This is a genomic window from Peribacillus sp. AS_2 (assembly GCF_026891895.1).
GTDB lineage: Bacteria > Bacillota > Bacilli > Bacillales > DSM-1321 > Peribacillus > Peribacillus frigoritolerans.
The window spans coordinates 35982-61014 of sequence record NZ_JAPTGA010000012.1; the positions used below are offsets into that span (position 1 = coordinate 35982).

The following is a 25033-nucleotide window of genomic DNA, read 5'->3' on the forward strand; positions in this document are numbered from 1 at the left end:
ATTAATATTATGGGATTTTTATATCATTTACTTGACTATTTCATTTTTTAATTATGTCCCTAAAAAAGGGCATACGGGTTGCGTCTAGCGTTGACTAATTTTTTTCAAACCGTCAATTTTACAGCACATCAAAAGGCTTTTTTTCGACAATACTTGTTCCTAGGCGTATATCACAATTTAACCGAGATGATCTTTTCGTATACGACGAACCACATCACCAATCGTTATTGGGAGTTCCTGTTCCCATACTTGATACACCAGGTAGTTAATAAGCTCTCCCAAATCGAATGACAAGACGCAGACTTCAGTTTGTCATCAATCGAATCAAAAAATCTCGATCCACGTCCGATTTCATTGTCGATGACCACAATGCAAAAAGGATAGTAGTTTTCAAGGAATTACTTGGCTTTGACGAATACCAACTTCTTTCACGTAAAGGGATTGAACGTTTTTGGTGGATTAGGAATTTGAAGTTATAGGCTAAAATAAAATTGAAGATATAAAAATAGAAGATTACCATAATATTGGACATTCTTCTGTATTTGAAATTGAGGCATCGTAACCCATAAATTTCACCAAAAAGGTCGGAATGTCCTTTTTTTATTTTCAAAAACGACAAAGATTCTATACATTACAGAGCTTTAGACGAATTCCAATATGACAAGTTTTTTGCAAGAGTCTAGTCATTTAGAGAGGATTTGAAACTATGCGTTGGATTACTCTAGGTTTTTTGTTTTTACTGTTCACTATAAATTATGCTGATAAATCCATTGCAGGCTTTGCGGCTGTCAAAATTTCAGAAGAATTTGGTATTTCGCCTGTACAATGGGGATTGGTTGGGAGCAGTTTCTTTGTCTCTTTTGTTATTGCAAGTGTTTTTGGAAGTTCGTTAGTAGGATTCTTCGGGACTAAGAAAATGCTTGCATTTATGGCATTAACCTGGTCGATTTTACAATTGGGTGCATTTGCTATAACTAGTTTTCCTATGCTCATTGCCTATAGAATTTTATTAGGTGTTTTTGAAGGCCCCTTCTTTGCAGTAGTTATCACTCATTTATACAAATGGTTTCCCCCTGAATCACGGGGGAAGGCCACAGCTATTCTGAATTTCGGTGGTCCATTTGGGTCGCTTGTTTGCGCTCCGGCGTTAGTGTACATGATTCAACACTATGGCTGGAAAGTATCTTTTGCTTCATTAGGTATATTAAGTTTGGTCTGGCTCATCTTTTGGGTATGGTTGGGGAAAGAACATCCAGAGAATAGTGCAGAAGAAATAAACATAGTTAAGGAAAAAACACCTGTAAAACAGAAAGTAAGGTTTTCTGAGATTTCTTTGGCCTTGGTATCCCGTATCTTCATTTTAACCACCTTTGTTGCTTTTACAGCTTATTGGCTTATTTCTTGGCTTCAGGTTTGGATGCCCTCTTATCTAACACAAGCTTTAAAGGTCTCTCCTACACAGATGGGGTACATTTCAGCAATCATCGGTTTAGGTGCAGGGTTGGTTACGATTTCTATTTCATCGATCTCGGATTATTTATACAAAAAAAGCTCAAGTTATAAAAAATCTCATGTGATGGTTATCGGATTATCCATATTAACAGGTGCAATCCTTTTCTACTCCATCACGGAAGTGCATTACATTGCCTGGGTGACTTTTGTACTTTTTGTAGTAAAAGGATTATTTTCATCCGTGCATGCACTTGGACCGGCCATTATTAATAGATTGGCTCCGGACCGGACCTCTTTAATGATTGGTATTTATACAGCATTACAGACGATGGCGGGGGTGATTGCTCCGATTGTCAGCGGAAGTTTGATACAAAAGGCAGGCAGCGATATTGTTCTTGGATATAATTACTCTGTTCTAATGATTGTAGCTCTTGGGGTTGTTTTTAGTTCTCTATTTCTTATCATTGTCAATCCAGATAAGCTAAAAAAGAAGAAAACAACATCTGTAGAGAAAGATTCCGAAAATGTAGTTGTCTAAAATCGTAAATTGAGAAGCAGTTCTCCATAACTGCTTCTCTTTTAATGTTCAATTCAATCAATAAGTAAAAAGAATTTATTATCAAAATACACAATGATTTTGTCTTGTAGGAAGTAGAGACTTTTAGCCTCTAATCCTAAATTTAGCCGAGTGTTTAAAGCCGTGGTTTTTTAGCGTGTTAAGATCCAGATATTCAGAGAAATCTCGTTTTATTTTTGCTAGATAGGATGCTTTGTTGAGTTCAAAATCATACATTTTATCGACAAAATAAGATTCATCATCGTAAATGACAATATCAGCAATGAAATATTCATTTATATTTTCATCTAACATATCTGCATTCCCGACTAAAGCAGCTTCAATAATTTCTTCTATATTATTCTCCAACATTTCTGTTGCAAGTCTAGTTATCGTTTCCGTATAGAAAATTTCATCATAAAAGATTGTGTCTTCAGGTAAGTCCCAGCCAAACAAAGAACCAAACTCTTCTTCTACTCCTGTATTGGTAACATTGAATTATCAGGGATGGGCAAGGTTATCTTTCATGGTTTGGCAATAATATGGTAATAATCATAGCGCAATAATAATCTTCATAGTGCTATGAGGGAGGGACAAATCGAGGTTATTCGCTTTGTCCTTTCTCAATTAATAATAAAGTAAATACTGGAACGGGGTGTACAAGTCGTTGAAAACTAATTGACTGGCGCCTTTTCTATTTTTGCTCACCCGTCTTTTCCACTGACGGGAGTTGAACTTAGTGTAGAGTTATCTGTTTAGTTTAGCTTAATTCCACTAATCAATGTGCTATAAAGGATCGTTAGGGAACAAAGCATTTGTTATGCCATTGAGATTGCGAAGATTTTTGCTTGGTGTTCCATTAAATTCCTTTTTGTTTACTGGAAATCGTTTGAAAGAACTTTTGATATCCATAAATAACCAGTTATTTTTTAACCGCTGATGGTCATTATAAATAAAGAAGAAGGGGCTACTGATTACGTATGATTCACATCATATAGTAAATGAGGTGTTAGTTAAAGACGTTTAACTTAACTACTGATAGCTTCATTAAAAAATCGATTCGAGCAAGGAGATGGTTCTCTTGCACGTAAAAGCAGAAAACTCATTCAATAATTGTCATTTATGCTTTGAAAGTTGATGAAACTTTTAAGATATAGGGGATGGTTGCTTTGGATGATAAACTCTAGTCAGATACCAGTTCTTACTCTAATGTAGATGAGGTGTTTATCGCAGAGAATTTATGCTGATTCGAAATGAAGCAAACCCCTTTTTTAGGCAGGGTGCAACGTTCCGTTGCATCCTGTTTTTATGTATTTTCTTATTATCCAGACGTGAGCAATTTTATTATTCCCTTATACTCGTTTGTGTTTTCATTTTACGGTAAACTGTGATGTTATAAATCAAATTCCATTTCAAACCTATTCATGGGTAAAAACAATTTCATAAAAAACAATCAGTCATTCATTTTTACTATCTTTTAAATGACCGGAACGTAAGACTTTAGTTTTTAAATATTTTTCATTAAATTCGGAAATGTCTCCCCATAACGGAACTCTGCCTGCAACATTGGCACCTGAGTTTTGAAGAGCTTCTAATTTTCTCGGATTGTTGGTGATAAGGGTCACTGGATTAGAGCGCAGTTTTTTTAACACCCGAATGGCATCATCATAGTTGCGTGCATCATCCACAAATCCAAGCTCCAAATTAGCTTCCACCGTATCCAATCCTTTTTCTTGCAGAACATAAGCCATGGCTTTACTAAATAATCCGATGCCTCTTCCTTCGTGATTGGCTAAATAAAATAAAGCCCCGGATCCTTGAGTTGCAATCATCTTCATAGCCTGCTTTAATTGAAAGCCACAATCACAGCGTTTGCTTCCGAATATATCGCCAGTATGACAAATACTATGCATCCGGATAAGGGCATCGGAGGAGCTTTGAAAATCTCCATACAGTAACACACTGGATTGCTGCATTTCCGCTAAATTGGAAGAAGCTAAAGTTTCAATGATCTTTTCTATATTATAAGTGCCGTCACCACAAAAATGTCCCGCCATATTCTCACATCGTAACCAGCAATACCACTGGAATATAATTGTTTCGCCCTCTAAGTTTACGGGTAATTTGATGGGGCCGACTAAATAAATGGATGTTTCATCACTTTTAATAACGTTAATTTTATCTTCTAATATCAAAGCCACTTTTTCATTAATCATATAAACTTCCTCCCGAAACTAAGATAACTTTTCTAGTTCATTTCATATTGTACCCAAAAAAGTCCACAAATTTACAATGCAAAAGAAAGGCGTAAAAGTCCTTTTTTAGTGATCGAAAACTTGATTTCCGTATGATCCAAAATTTAACAAGAACGAAATTATTGTTTTTACCCACTATTTTACATTTAATTTATTTTCAATAGTTAGATAGTGAATTTGTTTATTGAATTTACATATAATCGAGGAGAAATAGATTTATTTGGTCTTTGGTGATAGTTGAAAATGGAAAACCTTTCCGTTAACATATAATTAGAATCATATTATAGGAGGTTGCGCATTGGTTTTACACATTAAAGAAGTTACGAAAAAATTCGGGGATTTCACAGCAGTTAACAAGCTTGATTTAACTATTCCCGAAAAAGAAATGTTCGGCTTTTTAGGCGGGAATGGAGCGGGGAAAACGACCACGTTCCGGATGATACTCGGCCTGCTTGACCCTACTGAAGGGGAAGTTGTCTGGGATGGTAAGAAAATCGATTATACGACCAGTTCCATGATTGGCTATCTTCCTGAGGAACGCGGACTATATCCAAAACTGAAGGTGCGCGATCAAATTGTTTATTTGGCTAGATTAAGAGGGATGAACAAACGCGATGCTTTGAAAGAATTGGAGTACTGGCTGGACCGCTTTATGGTGCCCGAGTATATCGATAAGCGAGTTGAAGAGCTTTCAAAGGGAAATCAACAAAAAATCCAGCTGATCGCATCCATGATCCATAAACCTGAATTACTTATTCTTGACGAACCCTTCAGCGGACTGGATCCAGTGAACGTGGAAATCCTGAAGAAAGCGGTCATTGACTTAAGGGACAGCGGCACGACGATCGTTTTCTCGAGCCATCGCATGGAGCATGTCGAGGAGATGTGTGAGCATCTTTGCATCATGCATAAAGGTTCACCTGTTGTGGCTGGAAAGTTAAAAGAAATCAAGCGTTCTTTTGGTAAAAAGAATGTCTCAATTAAAGCGGATTTTGATCTATCTTTCTTGGATCATTATGCAGGTGTAACAAAAGTCAAGAACACGATGGAAGGGAAAGTTCTTCAAGTAACTGGTGAAGATGTGGCTGAGAGCATGCTACGTGATCTTGTTCCAAGAGGTTTCGTCCGGAAATTCGAATTGGAAGAACCATCGCTGACGGATATTTTCATTGAAAAAGTAGGTGCCGTATATGAATAAATTTTGGATTGTACTTTCCCATACATACCTATCAAAATTAAAGACGAAATCCTTTATCATTTCTACAATCATTATGATGGCACTGATTCTCCTTCTTTCGAATCTTTCGAATCTTATTGATAAATTCGACAGTGATGAACAGGAAAAAGTTGCCGTAATCGATCAGACTGAAGGCAGTTTATTTGATTCTTATAAAAGTGCTTTAGCAGGTGTAAACGATGACCTATCGATAATATCCGCCCAGGATGAAAAGGAAGCGGAGGAAATGGTCAGCGCGGAAGAAATCGTTGGGTATTTATTAATCCAAAAGGATAAAACTCTCGGCTTCAAGGGAACGTACAAAGCGAATCAAATTTCAGATTCTGCGGTAAGTAATGATTTACTATTAGCGCTTACTCAATTGAAGGGTCAAATAACGGCGAAGGAATTGAATTTGACAGAGCAGCAAATCGCTCAATTAAATACGCCGCCAGCATTTGATACGATTGCTCTTCAGAAAAATGCAAAAACGGAAGAGGATCTCAATCAAGCACGCGGTCTCGTGTATGTGCTCCTATTCGTGATTTACTTCGGTGTATTGATGTATGCAACGATGATTGCAATGGAAGTGGCTACTGAGAAAACATCACGAGTCATGGAAATCCTGATTTCAAGTGTCCCGCCAGTCACACAAATGTTTGCCAAAATAATGGGTGTTGCTTTACTTAGTCTTACTCAAATGATTTTATTTTTTGGTGTGGGCTATTTCTCGATTAAACAAAACTTGACAGGTATGGATGAAGGATTCTTTTCATTTTTCGGTTTCGGCAGCACAGATATCTCAACGATCATTTATGCAATCATCTTCGCTTTGCTTGGGTATTTTCTGTACGCTACTCTTGCAGCATGCCTTGGATCCGTTGTCAGCAAAATTGAAGATGTCCAGCAAATGATTTCACCGATGACCATGTTAGTTGTCATCGCCTTCATGATTGCAATGTTTGGACTGGGGAATCCGTCAGCCAGTTATATTACGATCACATCATTCATTCCATTTTTCACGCCGATGATCATGTTCTTGCGCGTAGGGATGCTTGAAGTTCCATTCTGGGAAATCGCCATCAGCATTGCTGTCTTGATCTTAACGATTGTTTTACTTGGAATAATCGGAGCAAAAATCTATCGTGGTGGAGTCTTGATGTACGGTAGCTCAAAATCATTGAAAAGCATCAAGAATGCCCTGCAATTATCCAAGAAAAATTAACATGAAACCTGGATCTTTCATCCTGTTGGAGGGGTTCAGGTTTTTTAAAGTTAATAATATAGGAACGAAAAGTAGCATAGATATAGGGGAACATAAATATATTCCCTTTATGCAACCACGATTAGGAGTGAATTATTATGAGTAATCTGGTAACGTTGACGATAGTTTCAGAAGTGTTTCTCTTGCTATCCTTCATCATAATTATTTTATCAACCAAGAATCCGAAAAAGAATGTTCTCTGGGTCATCCTGTTCATCATTGGAGCTGCCCCGCTTTTATATTTAGCCATAGATCATGTGAAAAACGATTATTTGGACGCAAATATCGGACTGGGCCTTGCCTTTATGTATACCTGGTTATATAGCGCAGTAGCTTTTATCATTGGCATCATTCTTTTATTGAAAAAGAAAAGGAATAATAATATGTCAAAAGAACTGTGATAATCACATTGGAATCTTAAATTAAATGAAAATAATAACGCTGAAGAAGCATAAACGATACCCCGAATAACGGACACACATCAAAAAGTCCCTTATCCGGGTTTTTTTATGTTTAAATAGGTAGAATGATAATGGACGGAGGGTTTCTATGAGTAAGAATAAATAACCTATAATCCTGATACCTGGAAACTGGACGAAATTTTCATTATTAGAAAGTTCTGTAGTAACATCCAAAGGAGATGGAAAATCATATATATATATGCGAATTTTATTCCTAAGTATGCTTAAATGGCTACTATAATCCTTAAAACAATTAGAACATCTGCAAGTCTGGCGAAACATAGGAAAAATCCTGCTCAGCGTTTAGGAACTGCCAAAAAAGTACATTCTTGGGATGATATAATTCATTAACGATAGTCGAATGAAATTCCTTTTTCTTCTTGGCTCTTTTCGTAAAGATTGTTGTTTTTAAAACGAAACTATTTAAGGTTGATTGGAGCGGAAGTGCGAGACTCCTGCGGGAGCAGCGGGACAGGTGAGACCCCACAGGCGTTTAAGCCGAGGAGGCTCACCGCCCGCACCAAGGAAAGCGAGCATCTGGAGGGGAAATCAACCACAACTCACTACCTGGTAAATAGCAACAAAGTATGTGAAAACAGCCTTCTTCTTCAACTAACAACGCAGGTTTGTGAAAGAAGGAGAATCAATTTTAGTAAGATAATCTTGTTACATTGGTATCTCACCTGAGGAAGTATTAAAGGCATAATAAAAGGGTTAATGAAGAAATATTAAGGTCATGTTCCGACGGGGAATCAGTTGGTTAATGTAAATACAGCGTAACATTATATTATACATTGGACTTCGATTGATGGCTATATTGCAAATGAGGATGGTATATTAGAGTGGTTAGGATCAACAGAAGTAGAAGGAGATTCTGGCTACAATTCAATCCTCGAAAGAATAGACACCGTTGTTATGAGAAAAGGAACTTATGATGTCATTCGTGGATTTGATATGGATTATCCTTATAATGGTTATAAAAATCATATTTTCTAAATCTGTTAGTGGATCAGATGAATATGCTTCATTTATTAATGAAGATGTCAAAACCTACATTTAAAAAAAATGATACCACACAGAGATTGAAGAAATTTTCGACACTCCTGCCGAAATGACTGGCTAGCCGAGCCCCTGCGAGACTTGGCAGATGGGGAGCAGGCTCTGAGCTTAAGAATAAAAAATGATAAAAATACAGATAGTAATAAATGATGCACATAAATCTTTTTCTTTGCATAGGGTAGGAGGGTATGGTATATTAATTTTGAGGAGGGATGGGCAATGGATGAAATGATGAATGGTCAAGATGCGGTGAATGAAGAAGAATGCTGTACGGCCTCTTCCCACGGCCGAAAGAGTCATCACTCAGAAGCAGTAAAAAAGAATTTAACGACCCGGTTAAATCGAATTGAAGGTCAAATTCGCGGTATAAAGGGTCTTATTGAAAAAGATACGTACTGTGATGATGTGATCACCCAAATAGCAGCTACACAAAGCGCGATGAATAGTGTAGCCAAGATTTTATTGGAAGGCCATCTAAGGAATTGTGTGGTGGAACGCCTGAATGAAGGGGATACAGAGGTTATAGATGAAGTGCTTGTAACGATACAAAAATTAATGAAAAAATAAAGGAGCAGTGGATAAAATGGAAAATGTAACATTGAATGTTAGTGGAATGTCTTGTGGTCATTGTGTGAATGCAGTTGAAGGGAATGTAGGAAAACTTGCAGGTGTTGAAAGCGTAAAGGTGCATTTGGATGCAGGAAAAGTAGATGTAGCGTTTGACAAGGAAAAAGTATCACTTGAGAAAATAAAAGAAACAATCGATGATCAAGGCTACGATGTCGAGTAAGTTATGAGAGTGCTGTTAAGCACTTCTTTTTTACAAAGAAATATACCCCATAGTGGTATAGGGAGGCGGGATGAAGTGAGCAGCCAAATAAAAGAAACAAGTTTACAGATTTCTGGAATGACTTGCGCTGCCTGTGCAAACCGAATTGAAAAAGGGTTAAACAAAATGGAAGGCGTTGAGGAAGCCACCGTTAATTTGGCACTTGAGAAATCGGTTATTAAATATGATTCGGAAAAAGTAAGCAACCAGGACTTTGAAAAGAAAATTCAAGATCTTGGCTATGCTGTAGTAAAAGAGAAAAAGGAATTTACGATTACTGGCATGACCTGTGCTGCCTGTGCTAACCGAATAGAAAAAGGGTTAAATAAGATGGATGGGGTGAGCATGGCTAATGTCAATCTAGCGCTTGAAAATGCGACCGTCGAATATGATCCTTCCCAAGCTTCCCCAATTGATATCATTCAACGGGTTGAGAAGCTGGGGTACTGGGCGATCATCAAGGAAGATAAAGTGGAATCCGTGAATTTCCGTCAAAAAGAAATACAAAAACAAAAGAATACATTCATTTTTTCGGTCATTTTATCTTTTCCATTGTTATGGGCGATGGTAAGCCATTTTAGTTTTACTTCGTTTATCTATATGCCTGATTTCCTCATGAATCCTTGGGTGCAGATGGCATTCGCAACCCCCGTTCAATTTTTGATTGGAAAGCAGTTCTATGTTGGAGCTTATAAAGCCTTGAGAAATAAAAGTGCCAATATGGATGTATTAGTCGCGATGGGAACATCCGCTGCCTATTTTTACAGTGTTTATCAGGCGATCATCTCGATGGGTTCCCATCACAATACGGCACAACTTTATTTCGAAACCAGTTCGATTCTTATCACCCTCATTCTTTTGGGGAAGCTGTTTGAAGCAAAAGCAAAAGGACGTTCTTCCGAGGCCATCAAAAAATTGATGGGGCTTCAGGCCAAAACGGCATTGGTTTTAAGAAATGGGGAGGAACGGGAAATACCACTTGAAGAAGTCATCGTAGGGGATACGATTTTGGTGAAGCCGGGTGAGAAGATCCCTGTCGATGGCAAGGTAATCGAAGGGAACTCTGCCGTCGATGAATCCATGTTAACGGGTGAGAGCATTCCGGTCGATAAAACAAACGGGGATACTGTTATCGGTTCAACATTGAATAAGAATGGGTTTCTCAAAATGAAAGCGACGAAAATAGGAAGGGATACAGCTCTTTCCCAAATCATCAAAGTCGTCGAAGATGCTCAAGGTTCGAAAGCGCCGATTCAACGGCTTGCTGACCAAATTTCCGGTGTTTTCGTTCCCATTGTTGTTGGAATTGCTCTTTTAACTTTTCTGGTTTGGATGATTTGGGTTAACCCTGGAGAATTCACACCTGCTTTTGAAGCGATGATTGCAGTGCTAGTCATAGCCTGCCCATGTGCTTTAGGCCTGGCCACTCCCACCTCTATCATGGCAGGGTCTGGAAGGGCTGCCGAATTCGGCATCTTATTTAAAGGCGGGGAACATCTGGAAACCACCCACCATATCGATACGGTAATCTTGGATAAAACGGGTACGGTAACGAATGGTACCCCTGTGTTGACAGATGTCCTCATTGAGAATGGTATGGAGGAAGAACAGTTTTTATCATTAGTCGGTGCAGCTGAAAAACAATCTGAACACCCTCTTGCTCAATCAATCGTTCAAGGAATTCAAGCAAGACAGATTTCACTTGCAGCGGTTGAAGAATTTGAAGCGATGCCTGGATACGGGATTAGAGCTGTGGCGGATCAAAAAGTGATATTCATCGGAACCCGTAAATTGATGAAGCAAAATAACGTGGATATCACTAAGGCGCTAACAGCGATGGAAGAATTTGAAGAGCAAGGGAAGACTGCAATGCTCGCTAGCATTGAAGGGGAATATGCCGGACTCATTGCTGTTGCGGATACGATAAAAGAAAGCTCGCTTGAGGCGATTAAAAGGTTAAAAGCAATGGATATCCAGGTCATCATGATAACCGGGGATAATCAAAGAACAGCAAATGCCATCGGACATCAAGTTGGCATTGACCATGTAATCGCAGAAGTCCTACCTGAAGGGAAAGCGGAAGAAGTGAAAAAACTGCAGGCCGCAGGTAAAACAGTGGCAATGGTCGGCGATGGGATAAATGATGCGCCCGCGCTGGCACTAGCCGATATAGGAATGGCAATAGGAACCGGGACGGACATAGCCATGGAAGCTGCCGATATCACTTTGATCCGGGGTGATTTGAACAGTATTGCAGATGCCATCCTCATGAGCAGGAAGACGATGAAAAACATCAAACAAAACCTATTCTGGGCTTTTGCCTATAATGTAATCGGAATACCAATTGCGGCCATCGGACTTCTTGCCCCGTGGTTAGCGGGTGCTGCCATGGCCTTCAGTTCAGTGTCAGTTGTATTGAATGCACTTCGCCTTCAACGGATAAAACTTTAAAGGTCATGTAGCATATATAGAAGGCAGTTGTACTGACTGAATATACCATTCTACGGGCGTATGAATTTTAATCATCCTAATAAAGCCGATGATTCCTTTGCAAGAGGATCATCGGCTTTCATCTGGAATGAGCGGCAATGTTACTGCAACTCTTATAGGTTGTCAAACAGCTTTATTTTAAACAGTAAAAAACATAATCTGTAGGTGTGCCATTTTCGCCTTGTTGATGGAGCATCGCTGATACATTACCGCGATGATAGGTCCCATGATTCACTACATGATGGATGAGGTCGGCAAGTACAAACTCACAAGCCCCCATTTTCGGATGTTCGGTTACAATGGTCCGTTCAAGATCAGGCTGCGAAGTAAGGAAATTGTCGTAATCCTTTGCAAGTTCATCATATGAGGATTCCAGTTCATTTAATGTGATCCCTTCCACTTCTTTCCGCCGCTGTTCAACTTTCTTAAAAGTTTCTTGAACTGTGCTTCCTTTCATTATCTCCAACCAGGTAATATCTGTTGCGTAAAGGTGAACAAGGACTTCCTTGACTGATGGAAAGACACTTTTTATCGTTTCTCCATAGACTCCTTCCGGTAACTGTTTTAGTTTTTGGAACACTTGCTGATTAGCCCAAACATGGTAATCATACATTTTCTTGGCTCGGTTATTTTCCATTTTTTCACTCCTTCAATTGTTACATATCCTTTTCGACATCATTTAAAGAATTCCTTTATCAAAGGCTGCTTCCTAATCTGATAATTTGTCCATGCAAATGCTTCGTTTTATACATACCATGATAATAGATGCTATCCTACTATTGTTATTACGTTTGATTGCCATCAAAGAGTCCAGGAGTGTGAAAATTCACTTTATTTTCAAATGTTGTTAATATGATAGTAACTCTTATCGAGAGGTGGAAAAAAATGAGAGCAGATGCTGTTTTTGAAGGTGGGGGGGTCAGGGGAATTGCTTTTATTGGGGCAATTCAAGCAATGGAAGAGGAAAATGTCGAATGGGAAAGACTTGCTGGGACATCAGCAGGAGCAATAATAGCTGCTCTTTTGGCTAGTGGCTATAAAAGCCATGAAATTAGAAAACAGTTTAGTGAAATCAATTACTCAAAGATTCGAGGCAGGACAATTCTGAATCGAATTCCCATTTTGGGCTTCTTTTTGGAACTCATGGTTCATCTTGGGATTTACAAAAACGATTATTTGGAGACATGGGTGGATTCACTTCTTTCGGAAAAAGGGATAAAGACATTCGCGGATCTTCCAGATGGAAAGTTGAAGATCATTGCTTCTGATGTTTCGAATGGAACGATGCTTATTTTGCCAGATGATTTGGACCGCTATGGTATGTCTCCAGCTGATTTAAAAGTTTCAACTGCTGTTATGATGAGTGCCTCCTTACCATTTTTCTTCCGTCCGGTTATTTGGAAATTAAAAGACCGGAAAAAATCCTACATTTTAGATGGTGGATTACTTAGTAACTTCCCGATATGGATTTTTGATACCGACAATCCTCGTTTTCCAACATTCGGATTCCATTTTGTGAAAGATGAAGTTAACATAGGCGGGGTTATCCCAACGCCCATCCACCTTTTCAAAAATATATTTAAAACGATGCTCCAAGCCCATGATTTACGACATATGAACGAAGAAACGATTGAACGCACGATTCAAATTCCTATTGGCGGCATCAATGCAACGGATTTTGAACTGAATGAGGAAGAAATCAACTTTCTCTATAAATCAGGCTATACTTCTGCAAAAGAATTTTTGTCGAATTGGGATTTTGAACAATATAAGGCCAAACGCTTGCAAAGAGTCAAAAAAAAGTAGGAGAAACATTCCTCTATCATTCGGTCCAAAAGGGGGAAAAAGGGGACAAGGAGCTGCTACAACGGCTCTTTTTCTTATTGAATGAACGAACCAATCGTTTAATTCAAAAGCAATAAGTGGAATTACAATCATAAAAAATTAATATAATATATTATTTTATAATTATCTAAATGAATGAACGGAAAACAAAGAATAAAAGAAGAAAACAAAGTTGGAATAAAGATTATGAAATTCAATGAATAGATCCTCAAGGAGAAGTAGTTGGCGTATCTCAATGCACTGTGAGGAGCGGAGAATGAGACAAAAAACATAGATGTAGTGAGAAAGGATGGGATCTTCGTTAAACATCCCGGCTTTCATTAAGGTTTAGTAAGTCCAATAGAAAAGTGGATACAGTTGCGCCAAGCGAACAATTAATATCCCACTTATCTGGTAGATTTCAGCTGCCTTAACAGGTACGTCTATGGTCGGCCCACATGTATCAGGACCGCTTGCTTTTCTTATAGAAAAATAATAAAAGCTTAACCGTCGTTAACGTTGCCCGAGATTTTTGAGAGATAGAATGGAATCTCAGCCATCCCGGCAGCAAAGCTAGAGGTGGAAATGAAATGGATTGTGGGATAAAGTCTGTTAAGATTTTACTACTTAAAAAAACGTCTAGCAATTTTCCCCACTTGGCATATAACATTTACTAGGAATATAATCCTGAAAATAAGAATAAAGATTGACATTCACACATCCTCATAATACGATACTTTACAGAATAATAGGAATTATCTTTTTATTTTTTTTGTTAGAAAACCAAAACTAGGTTTTATATTATAAAACAAAAGCCTCCTTGTATATACATATTCTCCAAGAGTGAACTGGGCTTTTTCTTATTTTGGAAGCGCTGCCAATTTAGGCGTTTTATATAACAAGGGGGGATAAGGTATGGAAGCAAGAATGGAAACAAAGCAAGAAAAGCCATTAAATTTTGGCCGGAAATTTCGCTGGACAGTCGTCATCTGGTTATTGATTGGGGGAATAATCAATTATCTAGATCGTGCCAATCTCTCCATTGCAGCTCCCGAAATGATGAAGGAACTCGGGCTAAGCGTGACCGAAATCGGGTTATTGGGAACCTTTTTTTCTTGGAGTTATGCATTAATGCAGCTTCCTTCAGGCTGGCTGATCGATCGGTTCGGGACCAAAAAGGTGTATACAATCGCGCTTATTTGGTGGAGTGGTGCGACCATTTTAACGGGAGCCGTTCATAAAATGGGTTCATTTATTGCTGCAAGGATTTTACTTGGAGTGGGTGAAGCACCGTGTTTTCCTACAATGGCTAAGATTACATCGTATTGGTTCCCCAAAAAGGAACGCGGCCTGGCAACTGGAATTTGGGATTCTTCCTCCAAATGGGGACCTGCCATTGCACCGCCACTTCTCGTTTTCATTATGGTGACTTTTGGGTGGAGAGCGTTGTTTTATATTACAGGTGTAATCGGCATCATTTTTGCGATCGGTTTTGTTATTTTTTATAAAAATCCTGAAAAAAGCCAAAAACTTTCCAAGGAGGAATTTGAATACATTAAGTCGGAAGGTGGTGGAGTGGAGCAAGGCATTCAATCATCAAAAATAAAATGGGGTTCGTTATTTAAATATCGAAGCGTATGGGGGATGATTCTAGGCTTCTTCTGTACCATCTGGATTTGGAATATTTTCCTTGTATTCCTTCCCCTTTATTTGTTTGATGTCCATCATGTCTCACTTAAAGAAATGGGTATATATGCTGGTATTCCTTGGCTTGGCGGAATCTTTGGCAATATTTTCGGAGGATATCTTACTAAAAAATTGGTCGACAAGGGAATTACTACACCTATTAAAGCAAAGCGTGCCTTAATTAGTATATGTGCCATCTTGGCCGCTATTGTTGTGTGTGCAGTTCCACTTGTTAAAGGGCTCGCTATTACCTTACTTTTACTGACCCTTGCTCTTTGTTTTATTTCTGCCATTACAGGCAGCGCATGGGCACTCGCCGGCGACATTGCTCCTCCTTCTATGGTTGCTTCCGTAGGAGCAATTCAGAATTTTGGCGGTTATTTTGGTGGTGCCTTTTCCCCTGTTGTGGCAGGCATGATAGTGGATACAACCGGTTCTTACTCTCTCGCCTTTATATCTGGCGGTTTAATCGCCGGATGCGCAGCAATCTGCTATTGGTTTATTGTAAAACATCCTATTCAAGAATAGTATTATCGAGGAGGAAATAAATTGAAGCCAAAAGTGTATATAGCAAGACCAGTACCGGCCGAGGTAGAGGCATTTATTTCGAAGTATTGCCAGTATGAAAAATGGAACGGCCCTGAACCCATTACCAGAAGCCAACTGTTAAAGCAAATTTCTGATGCGGAGGGACTGCTCATCACAGGAGAAAAAATAGATGATGAATTTCTGGACCATGCACCACGTCTAAAGGCTGTCAGCAATATCTCGGTAGGCTACAACAACTTTGATCTGGAGGCAATGAAAAAGAGAAGCATAATCGGTACAAATACACCTGGTGTTCTCGATGAAACCGTGGCTGATTTAGCTTTAGCCTTAATGCTCTCAGCAGCCCGTCGTATTCCGGAAATGGACAAGCTTGTAAAGGATGGCAAGTGGGGAAATAAAAGCGATGAACCCCTCTTTGGCGTTGATGTTCATGGAAAAACATTGGGCATCATCGGTATGGGGAGGATTGGGGAATCTATTGCAAGACGAGCCAAATTCGGTTTTAACATGGAAGTTTTGTATCATAATCGGCGAAGGAAATCCGAAGTGGAGGAAACGCTCAGTACAACCTATTCTTCTTTAGATCACCTTTTACGGGAATCAGATTTCGTTCTATTAATGGTCCCTTATACTCCGGAGACGAGGCATCTTATGGGACGGGAGCAGTTCGTACTGATGAAAAAATCAGCGATCTTTATCAATACATCCCGGGGTCAGACGGTGGACGAAAAGGCCCTCATAGAAGCACTGCGAAATAAGGAAATTCTTGCAGCCGGTTTGGATGTATTTGAAAAGGAACCCATTTCGCATGACAATCCGCTTTTAGCCATGCCTAACGTGGTAACCCTGCCCCATATAGGTTCAGCTACTCATCAAACACGATTTGATATGGCCATGCTTGCTGCGAAGAACCTCGTTGCTGTTGTTACAGGAAGGGAGATAAGCAATGTTGTCCCTGAATTGAAAGGATTTCAGTCACTAAAATAGTAATGAATCATTAACACAGCGGTAATATTAGGTTGACCCATTTAAAAGAATCTTTGATAAAAAAGGCATCCATTCATTTTGGATGCTTTTTAATTAGGAAGAGTGATGATGTTAACAATTACTCTAATGATTTAGCGGATATTACATAAAAATTAGACCACGAATCCAAGAAAAATATAAGAAGTAAGAGAAGCATGAACTACACAGTGATGGTTCCATGAAGTATTAGTAGAAAAATCAATCAGGCTTCATTCCGCTTTTTAGACATATTCTAAATCATTTGGTTCTTTTTCATTTGTAAGTAAATTCAACAGTTCATCTAGTTCCTGGCTTTTATGTAATGTTTTTGGGGCAGTAAATCCATAAATCAATCCGGTGGTTATTAATTCTTTCCTCAATATCTCAATTTTTTCAAATAATGCTTCCATACTCTCCAATGTAGAATCCTCAAGTGCTTTCTTTTTTTGTTATGAAACTATTATTACATAAATTAGGATGATTTTAAACCAAAAGTGAGTATTCACTTATAAAATTATTGCTGAAGTATTTTTAGTCCAATTTTAGAAAACCATGATCTAAACCTTCCTTTGAATTCAGGTTTCCTTCCTGTAGTGGGATCCAACCAAGAGATGGCGATCTTTCTTTTATTCCATTATTTCGCTGGCTTCTTTAGGCTCTTATAGTTTTAAAGGTTTATTGTAAAAATAGCCTATTGAAGTTATTTGTAACGATTAAATAAATGATTCGTTAAGAGAACTAGGCTGAAAGACTGTCGTTATATGTAAAAGTTTGTAGGGCTATGTAAATGCATGAGTGAATCAAAACTCTTTTTGTATTCAATGGGTATCATAAGACCTGCCTAAAAATTCCTAATTTGTTGATTTATTGATTTACACATCTTCATACACCTTTAAAAGGGCCATACTATACTTGAACCAGATTCAAATAATAGGAGGGAAAGATCAATGAATAATGAAAGAGCAATGGATGATTTAATTAAGAATTGGAGCGAATTAGGTAAGAATATGGACCGCCGAAATTTTATCCAGGGAGCGAGTAAGCTTGCCGGACTTTCATTAGGTCTTGCTCTTGCCCAATCAATGGGCGGGATTGAAGTGAATGCTGCCCCGAAATTCAGTGATTATCCATTTACTCTCGGTGTAGCTTCAGGAGATCCGCTCTCGGACAGTGTCGTTTTATGGACAAGGCTGGCACCGGATCCGTTGAATGGAGGAGGAATGCCAAAAGAAGCCATTTCCGTTAAATGGGAAGTGGCAAAGGATGAGAATTTCCGAAAGATTGTCCAGCAAGGCAAGGATATAGCCAGGCCGGAACTTGGCCACTCCGTACATGTGGAAGTAAGCGGATTAAAACCTGATAAAGTCTATTTTTACCGTTTTAAAAGCGGCGGGGAAGTAAGTCAGACTGGGAAAACGAAAACACTTCCGCCAATAGGTTCAAGTGTTTCGAGCTTGTCATTCGCGTTTGTTTCATGCCAGCAATTTGAGCATGGTTATTATACGGCCTATAAACATTTGGCAAAGGAAGATCTGGATATTGTCTTCCACCTTGGCGATTATATATATGAATATGGACCAAATGAATATGTTTCTTCTACAGGTAATGTCCGTGTACATAGTGGACCAGAGATCATTACACTTGAAGATTATCGGAATAGATACGCACAATATCGCTCTGATACCCATTTAAAAGCGGCACATGCAGCTTTCCCATGGGTCGTGACTTGGGATGATCATGAAGTTGAAAACAATTATGCAAATGTCATCCCGGAAAAAGGGCAATCGGTAGAAGCTTTCATCAAGAGAAGGGCCGCCGCTTATCAGGCTTACTATGAGCATATGCCCCTTCGAAAATCATCTTTGCCTAAGGGAGCGGATATGAGGTTATACCGAAATTTCACATATGGCGACCTGGCCTCTTTCTTTGTATTGGATTCACGTCAATACCGGGATGATCAGGCAAACGGTGATGGAAGTTCACCGCAAACGCCTGAGTCACTTGATCCGAAACGGACATTACTAGGTCCAGAGCAGGAACAGTGGCTAACTGACAATTTATCAAAATCAAAAACGAAGTGGAATGTTCTGCCTCAGCAGATTTTCTTTGCACAACGGAATTATGGAACACCAACCGCCCCAAAATTCAGCATGGATTCCTGGGATGGCTACCCGGCTGCACGCGATCGCTTAATTGATGTAATCAAAAGCAACAACCTGGAAAATCTGGTCGTGTTGACCGGTGATGTACATGCAAGCTGGGCCGCCAATTTAAAGGCGGATTTCGATGATCCAAATTCAAAGATTTTCGGTGTGGAGTTTGTCGGCACTTCAATCACATCTGGCGGAAATGGTGCGGATAAGCGTGCGGACACGGATAAAATACTAAGTCAGAATCCGCATATTAAGTTCTTTAATGATTACAGGGGATATGTCCGGTGCAAAGTAACACCAGAACAATGGAAGGCGGATTACCGTGTAGTCCCATTCGTGACAGAACCAGGTGCAGATATATCGACAAGAGCATCCTTTGTTTTTGATAAGGATCAAACAGGGCTGCGAAAGGTTGCATCAGCAGCGGTTATGGAAGGTGCACAAAAAACGAACGAAGTCGAGGAGGATCGGACACGTGCCCATAATCGCGCACATGAAAAACAAAGAATGAAAAGTCAGGGGAAAGTGACTAATTGATAGGGACCTTATGATGCTTGACAGGAATGTAGCGAAGAAAAATGAGAAGAACAGAGGAGTGAGTAGGAATGCTTTCAAATATAGGAATACCCGGTTTGGTGATTGTCCTTGTGATTGCACTGATTATTTTTGGACCGTCCAAACTGCCGGAAATAGGCCGTGCATTTGGCCGGACATTATCCGAATTCAAAAGTGCAACCAAAGGATTGGTGAATGATACGGAAAAAGAAGAAGAAAATGAGAATAAAGCTGCATTAAGAGCTGTTAAAAAAGAGGGATGAAGTAAATGAGATAGAGCGGGCGGAAAGACTCGCCTGCTTCTTTTCATGAGAAGGGTTAGAGGGGAAGCGCTATTTGCAAAATGGCAAATAATATGTCTAAAAAGGGGGAGTGAAAGTGGAGAGTAAGGATTTACACGTTATTGAGCATATGGAGGAACTCCGAAGCAGAATCATTAAAACACTGATAGGCTTTGTGGCCTTTTTCATAATGAGCTTCATATTCGTACAGGATATTTATAATTTACTTATTAAAGATTTGGAAGGAAAGCTTGCCGTGCTCGGGCCGAGTGAGGTCCTATGGGTATATATGATTATTGCTGGGGTTTGCGCAATTGCTGCAACGATTCCGCTTGCAGCCTATCAGTTATGGCGCTTTGTGGCTCCAGCTTTGAAACCGGAAGAGAGAAAGGTTACATTTCGCTTCATACCCGGACTGTTCATTCTATTTATCACAGGTATCTCATTTGGATATTTTGTGTTGTTTCCAATAGTTCTGGGTTTCCTAACTTCCCTATCGGCCGGGCAGTTCGAGATGATGTTCACTGCGGAAAAGTATTTTCGTTTCATGATTAATTTGATCTTACCTTTCGGGATTTTATTCGAGATGCCGCTTGTGGTCATGTTCCTGACCAGATTAGGCATCATCAATCCAGCGGTGTTGAAAAAGTCTCGCAAGATTTCTTATTTCGTCCTGGTCATCATCTCAATCCTGATTACACCTCCAGATATAATTTCGGACATTTTGGTTATCGTCCCTTTACTTGTGCTTTATGAAGTGAGTGTACAGCTGTCCAATATGGTTTATCGTAAAAGGCTTATGAAAGATGAGTCAGCATTATCCGTGACATGAAAAGGATAATCACAGCCTATTGAAAGTAACATTTCTTGGGAAATAATAAATGGAACAATAAAAAGTTGAGGGGAGCCCCCTCAGCTTTTTATTGTGGGATAATACTTTTTGGGAATGATTAGGGGGGATGCTTTTGCATTTGCCTTCTAACCAATGTGATTATATAAGGGGACGAAGTTTTAACCTATAAAAGCCTTCAATTTGTCCAATCCTGTGGAATTTAAATTATTTAAATCAAAGTTTTTGTCAACTAATCACAAGTTACATAAGTTGAAGATAAACTCTGCAATGTCTAAATGATTATGTAGTAGACCATGAACATCTTCTAGTTTTAAGGGGGGTGTTTTATTTTTTTTATTTAGAAGGAAAGAGGATTCTGGTTAGCGAATAATTGTAATCACTTGAATTGAAAAATGCATTCTTTGTAATAACATTCCAAAATATCGAAAGGTGAAAGGTTCGAATCTTATTATCGTTCAAGTATAAATATATATTTAGGGGGGAGAGCATTATCAAAATATCGAACAGGATGGTGAGAATGTATGAAGGATTTATTGAAAATTATCGCAGGAAACATTTCCATGACCTTTGCCTATGCTTATTTAATCGTTCCCAATGAAATCATCAATGGCGGGGTAACTAGCTCGGCATTATTATTGAATGCATTATTGGGCTATAACATTGCCATGCTCGCCAATTTGGTTACAGGAATACTGTTAATCATTTGTTTAGTGTTTCTAGGGAAAGAGTACTTTTTTAAGTCGATCGTAAGTTCCCTTAGCTATATGGTTTTTTTTAATTTTTTTTATTCATTGAACTTTCATTTTGATATGAATATCGTTTTAGTGATTTTCATTTCGTCGATTTTTATAGCGATAGGATATTATTTATGTATAACTGCAAATGCCTCCACTGTTGGCTTTGACGTGCTCGCCTTAATTTTACATCACAAAAATGAAAAAATAGATATTGCTGCGACAATAAGGATTATTAATCTTATCGTACTGATATTGGGCATTCTGGTTTATGGTTATGCATCGATTGTTAAGGGAATTGCTTTTACATTGCTTTTTTCATATCTTTTAAAGAAAATGCTGGATAGGAAGCAGAAGGCAGTAACGTCAGCTACGGAAAGTGTGTTGGATGAAACACCAAAGGTAAATGAAGTAAAATAACTAAAATTGGAGACTTAATGGACATCGTTTATTATTTGAAAATGTTCATTTTGTTATTTAAATATTCTGATTTTTAAATTGACTTTAAAAAAATCAGAGTGTATTATACACATAGAAAGTGGTACTGACATCATGACGTTGTGATGTTAGATTCGCTTCGTTTTTCAAAATAGCCTTAAGGAAGGAGGACTAGTGTTATAGAATCTTAAGTTCATAGCGTCATACCCTGTGTTGTTTGAAAATGCCATGTTTCCAGTTCCCACTATCTTTGTGAAAATGTAAAGGACAGGCAGCTGAAAAGCCTGCTTTACATTCAAGTAGCGATTATCTTAGTTGATTCCCCAAATTATTGAAAGTTGGTGGAGGGTATGAAACATCAACAGGAAGAACTGAAACCAGGTCTGAAACAAAGACATTTAACGATGATATCTTTGAGTGGTGTCATAGGCGCTGGTTTATTCGTAGGAAGCGGTATCATTATTGGTCAAACGGGCCCCGGGGCGATATTATCATATGTTTTGGCAGGCTTGATCGTTGTTTTAGTCATGAGAATGCTTGGGGAAATGGCCACAGTGAATCCTAATACTGGATCTTTTGCGGTTTATGCAAGAGAAGGGATAGGTGAATGGGCCGGTTTTACAACAGGTTGGTTATATTGGTTCTTTTGGGTTATCGTAATTGCTTTGGAGGCAACGGCTGGAGCAGCAATCATTCACAGCTGGCTTCCTTCCGTTCCCGTCTGGGTCATAAGTCTATCATTGATCATCCTATTGAAAATGACGAATATTTTTTCCGTGAAATCGTTTGGTGAGTTCGAATACTGGTTTTCAATCATTAAAATAATCAGTATCATACTATTCCTGTGCCTGGGGGTGGCCGTGATATTAGGGTTTATCCCAACGATAAAACCACCTGGCACTTCCAATCTTTTAAACTTTGGCGGGTTTATTCCAAATGGTCTAAGTTCTGTGCTTGTTGGTGTTGCAATCGTTTTTCATGCATTTGTTGGAGTGGAGATACCAGCGATTGCTGCGGGTGAAACCAGTGATCCGGTCAAATCAGTTAGAAGTGCATTGAATAGTGTGGTTTGGCGAATCCTGATTTTCTATATCGGGTCCATCGCCATACTGGTGACGCTATTACCTTGGAATTCGGCTTCTTTGCTGAAAAGTCCATTTGTCGCCGTACTTGAAATGCTGGGAATCCCTTCTGCTGCCTTGATCATGAATATAGTGATTCTCATTGCATTGCTATCCTGTTTGAATTCGGGATTATATACGAGTTCACGCATGTTATTTTCACTTGCACAAAAGGGTGACGCCCCAAAGCTATTTTCTAAAGTGAGCAAGAACGGTGTCCCTATATTTGCTGTAGTCGGCTCTACTATATTCGCCTTTATCAGCACCATTTTCAGTTATGTTTCACCTGATAAAATCTTTTTCTTTTTAGTGAATTCCTCGGGCGGAGTCGGAATTCTTGTTTATCTGGCCATTGCGGTTTCCCATCTCCGATTAAGGAAGAGAATGGAGAAGGAGAATCCTGGAATATTCAAGATCAAGATGTGGTTATTCCCGTATTTGACTTATGCAACCATCATTTCCATGATTTCCGTGTTAATATTAATGGCTTTTATCGATTCGCAGCGTCCGCAGTTCATATTTACCATGCTATTTAGCTTGATCGTTATTTGTTCATTCTTTTTCATTCGGCGAAAAAAAGCGAAGTATTTGGAGAATGAATTAAATATTGCTTCTGGTTCCCCTAATTCTGAAAAGTTTTAGCTTTGGCTCTACACCATTGGTTTAATTTAAGGTTACTTCTATGGAATTCCTCAGACAAAATTCTTCAATTCACTAATCAGCTAGAATATGATTCCAATAGAAAAAGAGAATTGTGCCAATAAGTGCTTGGTGCCATCTGTCTTATAGATCATGAAGGAGGGGTTATATTGAATGTTTACCGTGTAATAACCAGTGGAGTTTTCCTTGGAGCCATATTGCTGTCAGGCTGCGGCAATTCAGCTGAACCGGACGAGGCTCAACAGGAAAAAAGTCCAATCATGAATGAAAATCCGGAATCAAATACGGGTGAAACCCAAAATGCGGAGGTCATTAAAAAAGGTGTCGGCGATGTGATTCATTCCATAAAAGAATTGGAATCAGAATTAAGTGCGGAAGCGGATCCAGAGAGAATTCAAGAAATGGGAAAAGATATGAGTTCTATTTGGGATTCGATAGAAAAGCAAGTGGAAGATGAATACCCGGATTGGTATGAAAGGATTGAGAAAAACCTTTACCCATTAATTGGGGAGTCAGGGAATCCGGAAAAGGACCTTGAAAAGATTAAACGACTCTCTGAAGCTACAAAGGAAGATTTACAGTTATTTTTGGAAGAAGTTAATTGAATTCTCTTTATACCCTGGTTTAGCAAGTTTGGTGATTTTGGAGGAGGTAAGATGAGGAGGGGAGCATAGATTGGAAAGGGCAAAAGAATGCAAAGAGGTTCAAGCAGTGATATTCGATTGGGCAGGAACGACGGTGGATTATGGTTGTTTTGCACCTGTCCAAGCATTTGTCGAGATATTCAGGATAAGGGGGATTGATATTACCGTTAAGGAAGCAAGGGAACCTATGGGTTTATTGAAAATGGATCATATTATGGAACTCCTGAAAATGAAACGAATCTCTAATTTGTGGAGTGCTAAATTCGGGAAAGAACCGGACGAAAGAGATTTAAATTCTTTATATAAAGACTTTGAGGCTTTGCTTTTTAAAGTTCTAAAGGATAACGCCAAGCCAATACCCGGCGTAATTGAATTAGTCAGCCGTTTAAGGCAGCAAGGAATAAAAATCGGTTCGACAACGGGGTATACTCGTGAAATGATTGATGTTGTTAAAGAAGAGGCGGAAAAATGGGGCTATCAACCCGATTCCATCGTTGCTTCCACCGAAGTGCCTACAGGTAGGCCTGCTCCTTGGATGTGCTTTAAGACGGCGATGAATCTCCAAGTGTATCCACTCAGCAAAATCGTTAAAGTGGGTGATACGATCAGTGATATCAAAGAAGGAATTTCTGCGGGAATGTGGACTGTTGCCGTATTGAAAGGCGGCAGTGAAATCGGACTTTCAGAAGCAGAAATCAGTGAAATGGACCCTTATGATCTGCAAAAACGGATGAAAACTGCAGAAAACCGTTTTTTGAATGCAGGTGCCGATTTCGTAATTGATGAAATAGGTGATTTATTGGAGATCATCGATAGAATCAACTACAGATTGACTGAAAAAAAGGATATATTTATTGGTTAAAAAAGAGTCAAATACATGTGTTAGTGCCTATGCTGGACAGAGATTTTAAATTAATTCAAAATATTCAAATTATTTATTGACTGTTA

The 25033-nt window shown here is 38.9% G+C and carries 21 protein-coding genes; 17 read left to right on the top strand and 4 right to left on the bottom strand.

From position 1 onward, the window contains the following. Positions 1–706: 706 nt before the first annotated feature. Positions 707–1990: an MFS transporter gene (locus OTG27_RS19900; RefSeq protein ID WP_268937871.1), complete on the top strand. Its 1284-nt coding sequence runs from the start codon at positions 707–709 to the stop codon at positions 1988–1990. A 123-nt stretch (positions 1991–2113) separates the two neighbouring features. Here the strand turns inward: OTG27_RS19900 and OTG27_RS19905 are convergent, their stop codons facing one another. Further along, on the bottom strand, positions 2114–2464 hold the full coding sequence (locus OTG27_RS19905; RefSeq protein ID WP_268937872.1) for a hypothetical protein: 351 nt from the start codon (positions 2462–2464) through the stop codon (positions 2114–2116). 1001 nt (positions 2465–3465) lie between these two features. Beyond that, a complete protein-coding gene (locus tag OTG27_RS19910; protein ID WP_268937873.1) occupies positions 3466–4224 on the bottom strand; it encodes a GTP cyclohydrolase II in 759 nt (252 codons plus the stop codon). Between the two features lie 337 nt (positions 4225–4561). Here OTG27_RS19910 and OTG27_RS19915 point away from each other — a divergent pair, with 337 nt between their 5' ends. The 6 genes from OTG27_RS19915 (at position 4562) to OTG27_RS19940 (ending at position 11543) form a co-directional block, all read left to right on the top strand. Then, positions 4562–5461, top strand: a complete 900-nt coding sequence (locus OTG27_RS19915) for an ABC transporter ATP-binding protein (RefSeq protein WP_048679334.1) — start codon at positions 4562–4564, stop codon at positions 5459–5461. Then, positions 5454–6704 (top strand): ABC transporter permease, encoded by a 1251-nt coding sequence (locus tag OTG27_RS19920; protein ID WP_268937874.1) that lies wholly within the window; start codon positions 5454–5456, stop codon positions 6702–6704. Before OTG27_RS19915 ends, OTG27_RS19920 begins: the two co-directional genes overlap by 8 nt. Before the next feature lie 137 nt (positions 6705–6841). Beyond that, positions 6842–7144 (top strand): hypothetical protein, encoded by a 303-nt coding sequence (locus OTG27_RS19925; protein WP_268937875.1) that lies wholly within the window; start codon positions 6842–6844, stop codon positions 7142–7144. 1347 nt (positions 7145–8491) lie between these two features. Next, positions 8492–8830 carry a metal-sensitive transcriptional regulator gene (locus tag OTG27_RS19930; protein ID WP_223255974.1) on the top strand — a complete coding sequence of 113 codons (339 nt, stop codon included), beginning with the start codon at positions 8492–8494 and terminating at the stop codon, positions 8828–8830. A gap of 16 nt (positions 8831–8846) precedes the next feature. Beyond that, positions 8847–9053 (top strand): copper chaperone CopZ, encoded by a 207-nt coding sequence (gene copZ / locus OTG27_RS19935; RefSeq protein ID WP_053534714.1) that lies wholly within the window; start codon positions 8847–8849, stop codon positions 9051–9053. Between the two features lie 75 nt (positions 9054–9128). After that, positions 9129–11543 (top strand): heavy metal translocating P-type ATPase, encoded by a 2415-nt coding sequence (locus OTG27_RS19940; protein WP_268937876.1) that lies wholly within the window; start codon positions 9129–9131, stop codon positions 11541–11543. A gap of 172 nt (positions 11544–11715) precedes the next feature. On the opposite strand, the gene OTG27_RS19945 is transcribed toward OTG27_RS19940, so the two are convergent. Next, on the bottom strand, positions 11716–12219 hold the full coding sequence (locus OTG27_RS19945; protein ID WP_268937877.1) for a DinB family protein: 504 nt from the start codon (positions 12217–12219) through the stop codon (positions 11716–11718). 248 nt (positions 12220–12467) lie between these two features. Here OTG27_RS19945 and OTG27_RS19950 point away from each other — a divergent pair, with 248 nt between their 5' ends. The 3 genes from OTG27_RS19950 (at position 12468) to OTG27_RS19960 (ending at position 16628) form a co-directional block, all read left to right on the top strand. Next, positions 12468–13388, top strand: coding sequence for a patatin-like phospholipase family protein (locus OTG27_RS19950; protein ID WP_063576554.1), 921 nt, complete (start codon positions 12468–12470; stop codon positions 13386–13388). A gap of 933 nt (positions 13389–14321) precedes the next feature. Continuing rightward, a complete protein-coding gene (locus OTG27_RS19955; protein ID WP_095679598.1) occupies positions 14322–15620 on the top strand; it encodes an MFS transporter in 1299 nt (432 codons plus the stop codon). A 21-nt stretch (positions 15621–15641) separates the two neighbouring features. Next, positions 15642–16628 carry a 2-hydroxyacid dehydrogenase gene (locus tag OTG27_RS19960; RefSeq protein ID WP_268937878.1) on the top strand — a complete coding sequence of 329 codons (987 nt, stop codon included), beginning with the start codon at positions 15642–15644 and terminating at the stop codon, positions 16626–16628. Between the two features lie 260 nt (positions 16629–16888). Here the strand turns inward: OTG27_RS19960 and OTG27_RS19965 are convergent, their stop codons facing one another. Further along, a complete protein-coding gene (locus tag OTG27_RS19965) occupies positions 16889–17056 on the bottom strand; it encodes an aspartyl-phosphate phosphatase Spo0E family protein (protein ID WP_082352106.1) in 168 nt (55 codons plus the stop codon). A 537-nt stretch (positions 17057–17593) separates the two neighbouring features. Here OTG27_RS19965 and OTG27_RS19970 point away from each other — a divergent pair. The 7 genes from OTG27_RS19970 to phnX all read left to right on the top strand — a co-directional run bounded on the left by OTG27_RS19970 (position 17594) and on the right by phnX (position 24947). Continuing rightward, on the top strand, positions 17594–19336 hold the full coding sequence (locus tag OTG27_RS19970) for an alkaline phosphatase D family protein (protein ID WP_106028213.1): 1743 nt from the start codon (positions 17594–17596) through the stop codon (positions 19334–19336). A gap of 68 nt (positions 19337–19404) precedes the next feature. Continuing rightward, positions 19405–19617 (top strand): twin-arginine translocase TatA/TatE family subunit, encoded by a 213-nt coding sequence (locus tag OTG27_RS19975; RefSeq protein WP_034312740.1) that lies wholly within the window; start codon positions 19405–19407, stop codon positions 19615–19617. A 148-nt stretch (positions 19618–19765) separates the two neighbouring features. Continuing rightward, the gene (tatC, locus tag OTG27_RS19980; protein ID WP_307730132.1) at positions 19766–20467 is read left to right on the top strand and encodes a twin-arginine translocase subunit TatC; all 702 of its coding nucleotides are present in this window, start codon (positions 19766–19768) and stop codon (positions 20465–20467) included. Positions 20468–21009: 542 nt separating this feature from the next. Beyond that, positions 21010–21642 (top strand): YitT family protein, encoded by a 633-nt coding sequence (locus OTG27_RS19985; RefSeq protein WP_268937879.1) that lies wholly within the window; start codon positions 21010–21012, stop codon positions 21640–21642. A gap of 368 nt (positions 21643–22010) precedes the next feature. After that, positions 22011–23423: an amino acid permease gene (locus OTG27_RS19990; protein ID WP_057276002.1), complete on the top strand. Its 1413-nt coding sequence runs from the start codon at positions 22011–22013 to the stop codon at positions 23421–23423. A 167-nt stretch (positions 23424–23590) separates the two neighbouring features. Further along, positions 23591–24046 carry a hypothetical protein gene (locus OTG27_RS19995; RefSeq protein WP_268937880.1) on the top strand — a complete coding sequence of 152 codons (456 nt, stop codon included), beginning with the start codon at positions 23591–23593 and terminating at the stop codon, positions 24044–24046. A 70-nt stretch (positions 24047–24116) separates the two neighbouring features. Next, the gene (gene phnX / locus OTG27_RS20000; RefSeq protein WP_268937881.1) at positions 24117–24947 is read left to right on the top strand and encodes a phosphonoacetaldehyde hydrolase; all 831 of its coding nucleotides are present in this window, start codon (positions 24117–24119) and stop codon (positions 24945–24947) included. The last annotated feature ends 86 nt before the right edge of the window (positions 24948–25033 follow it).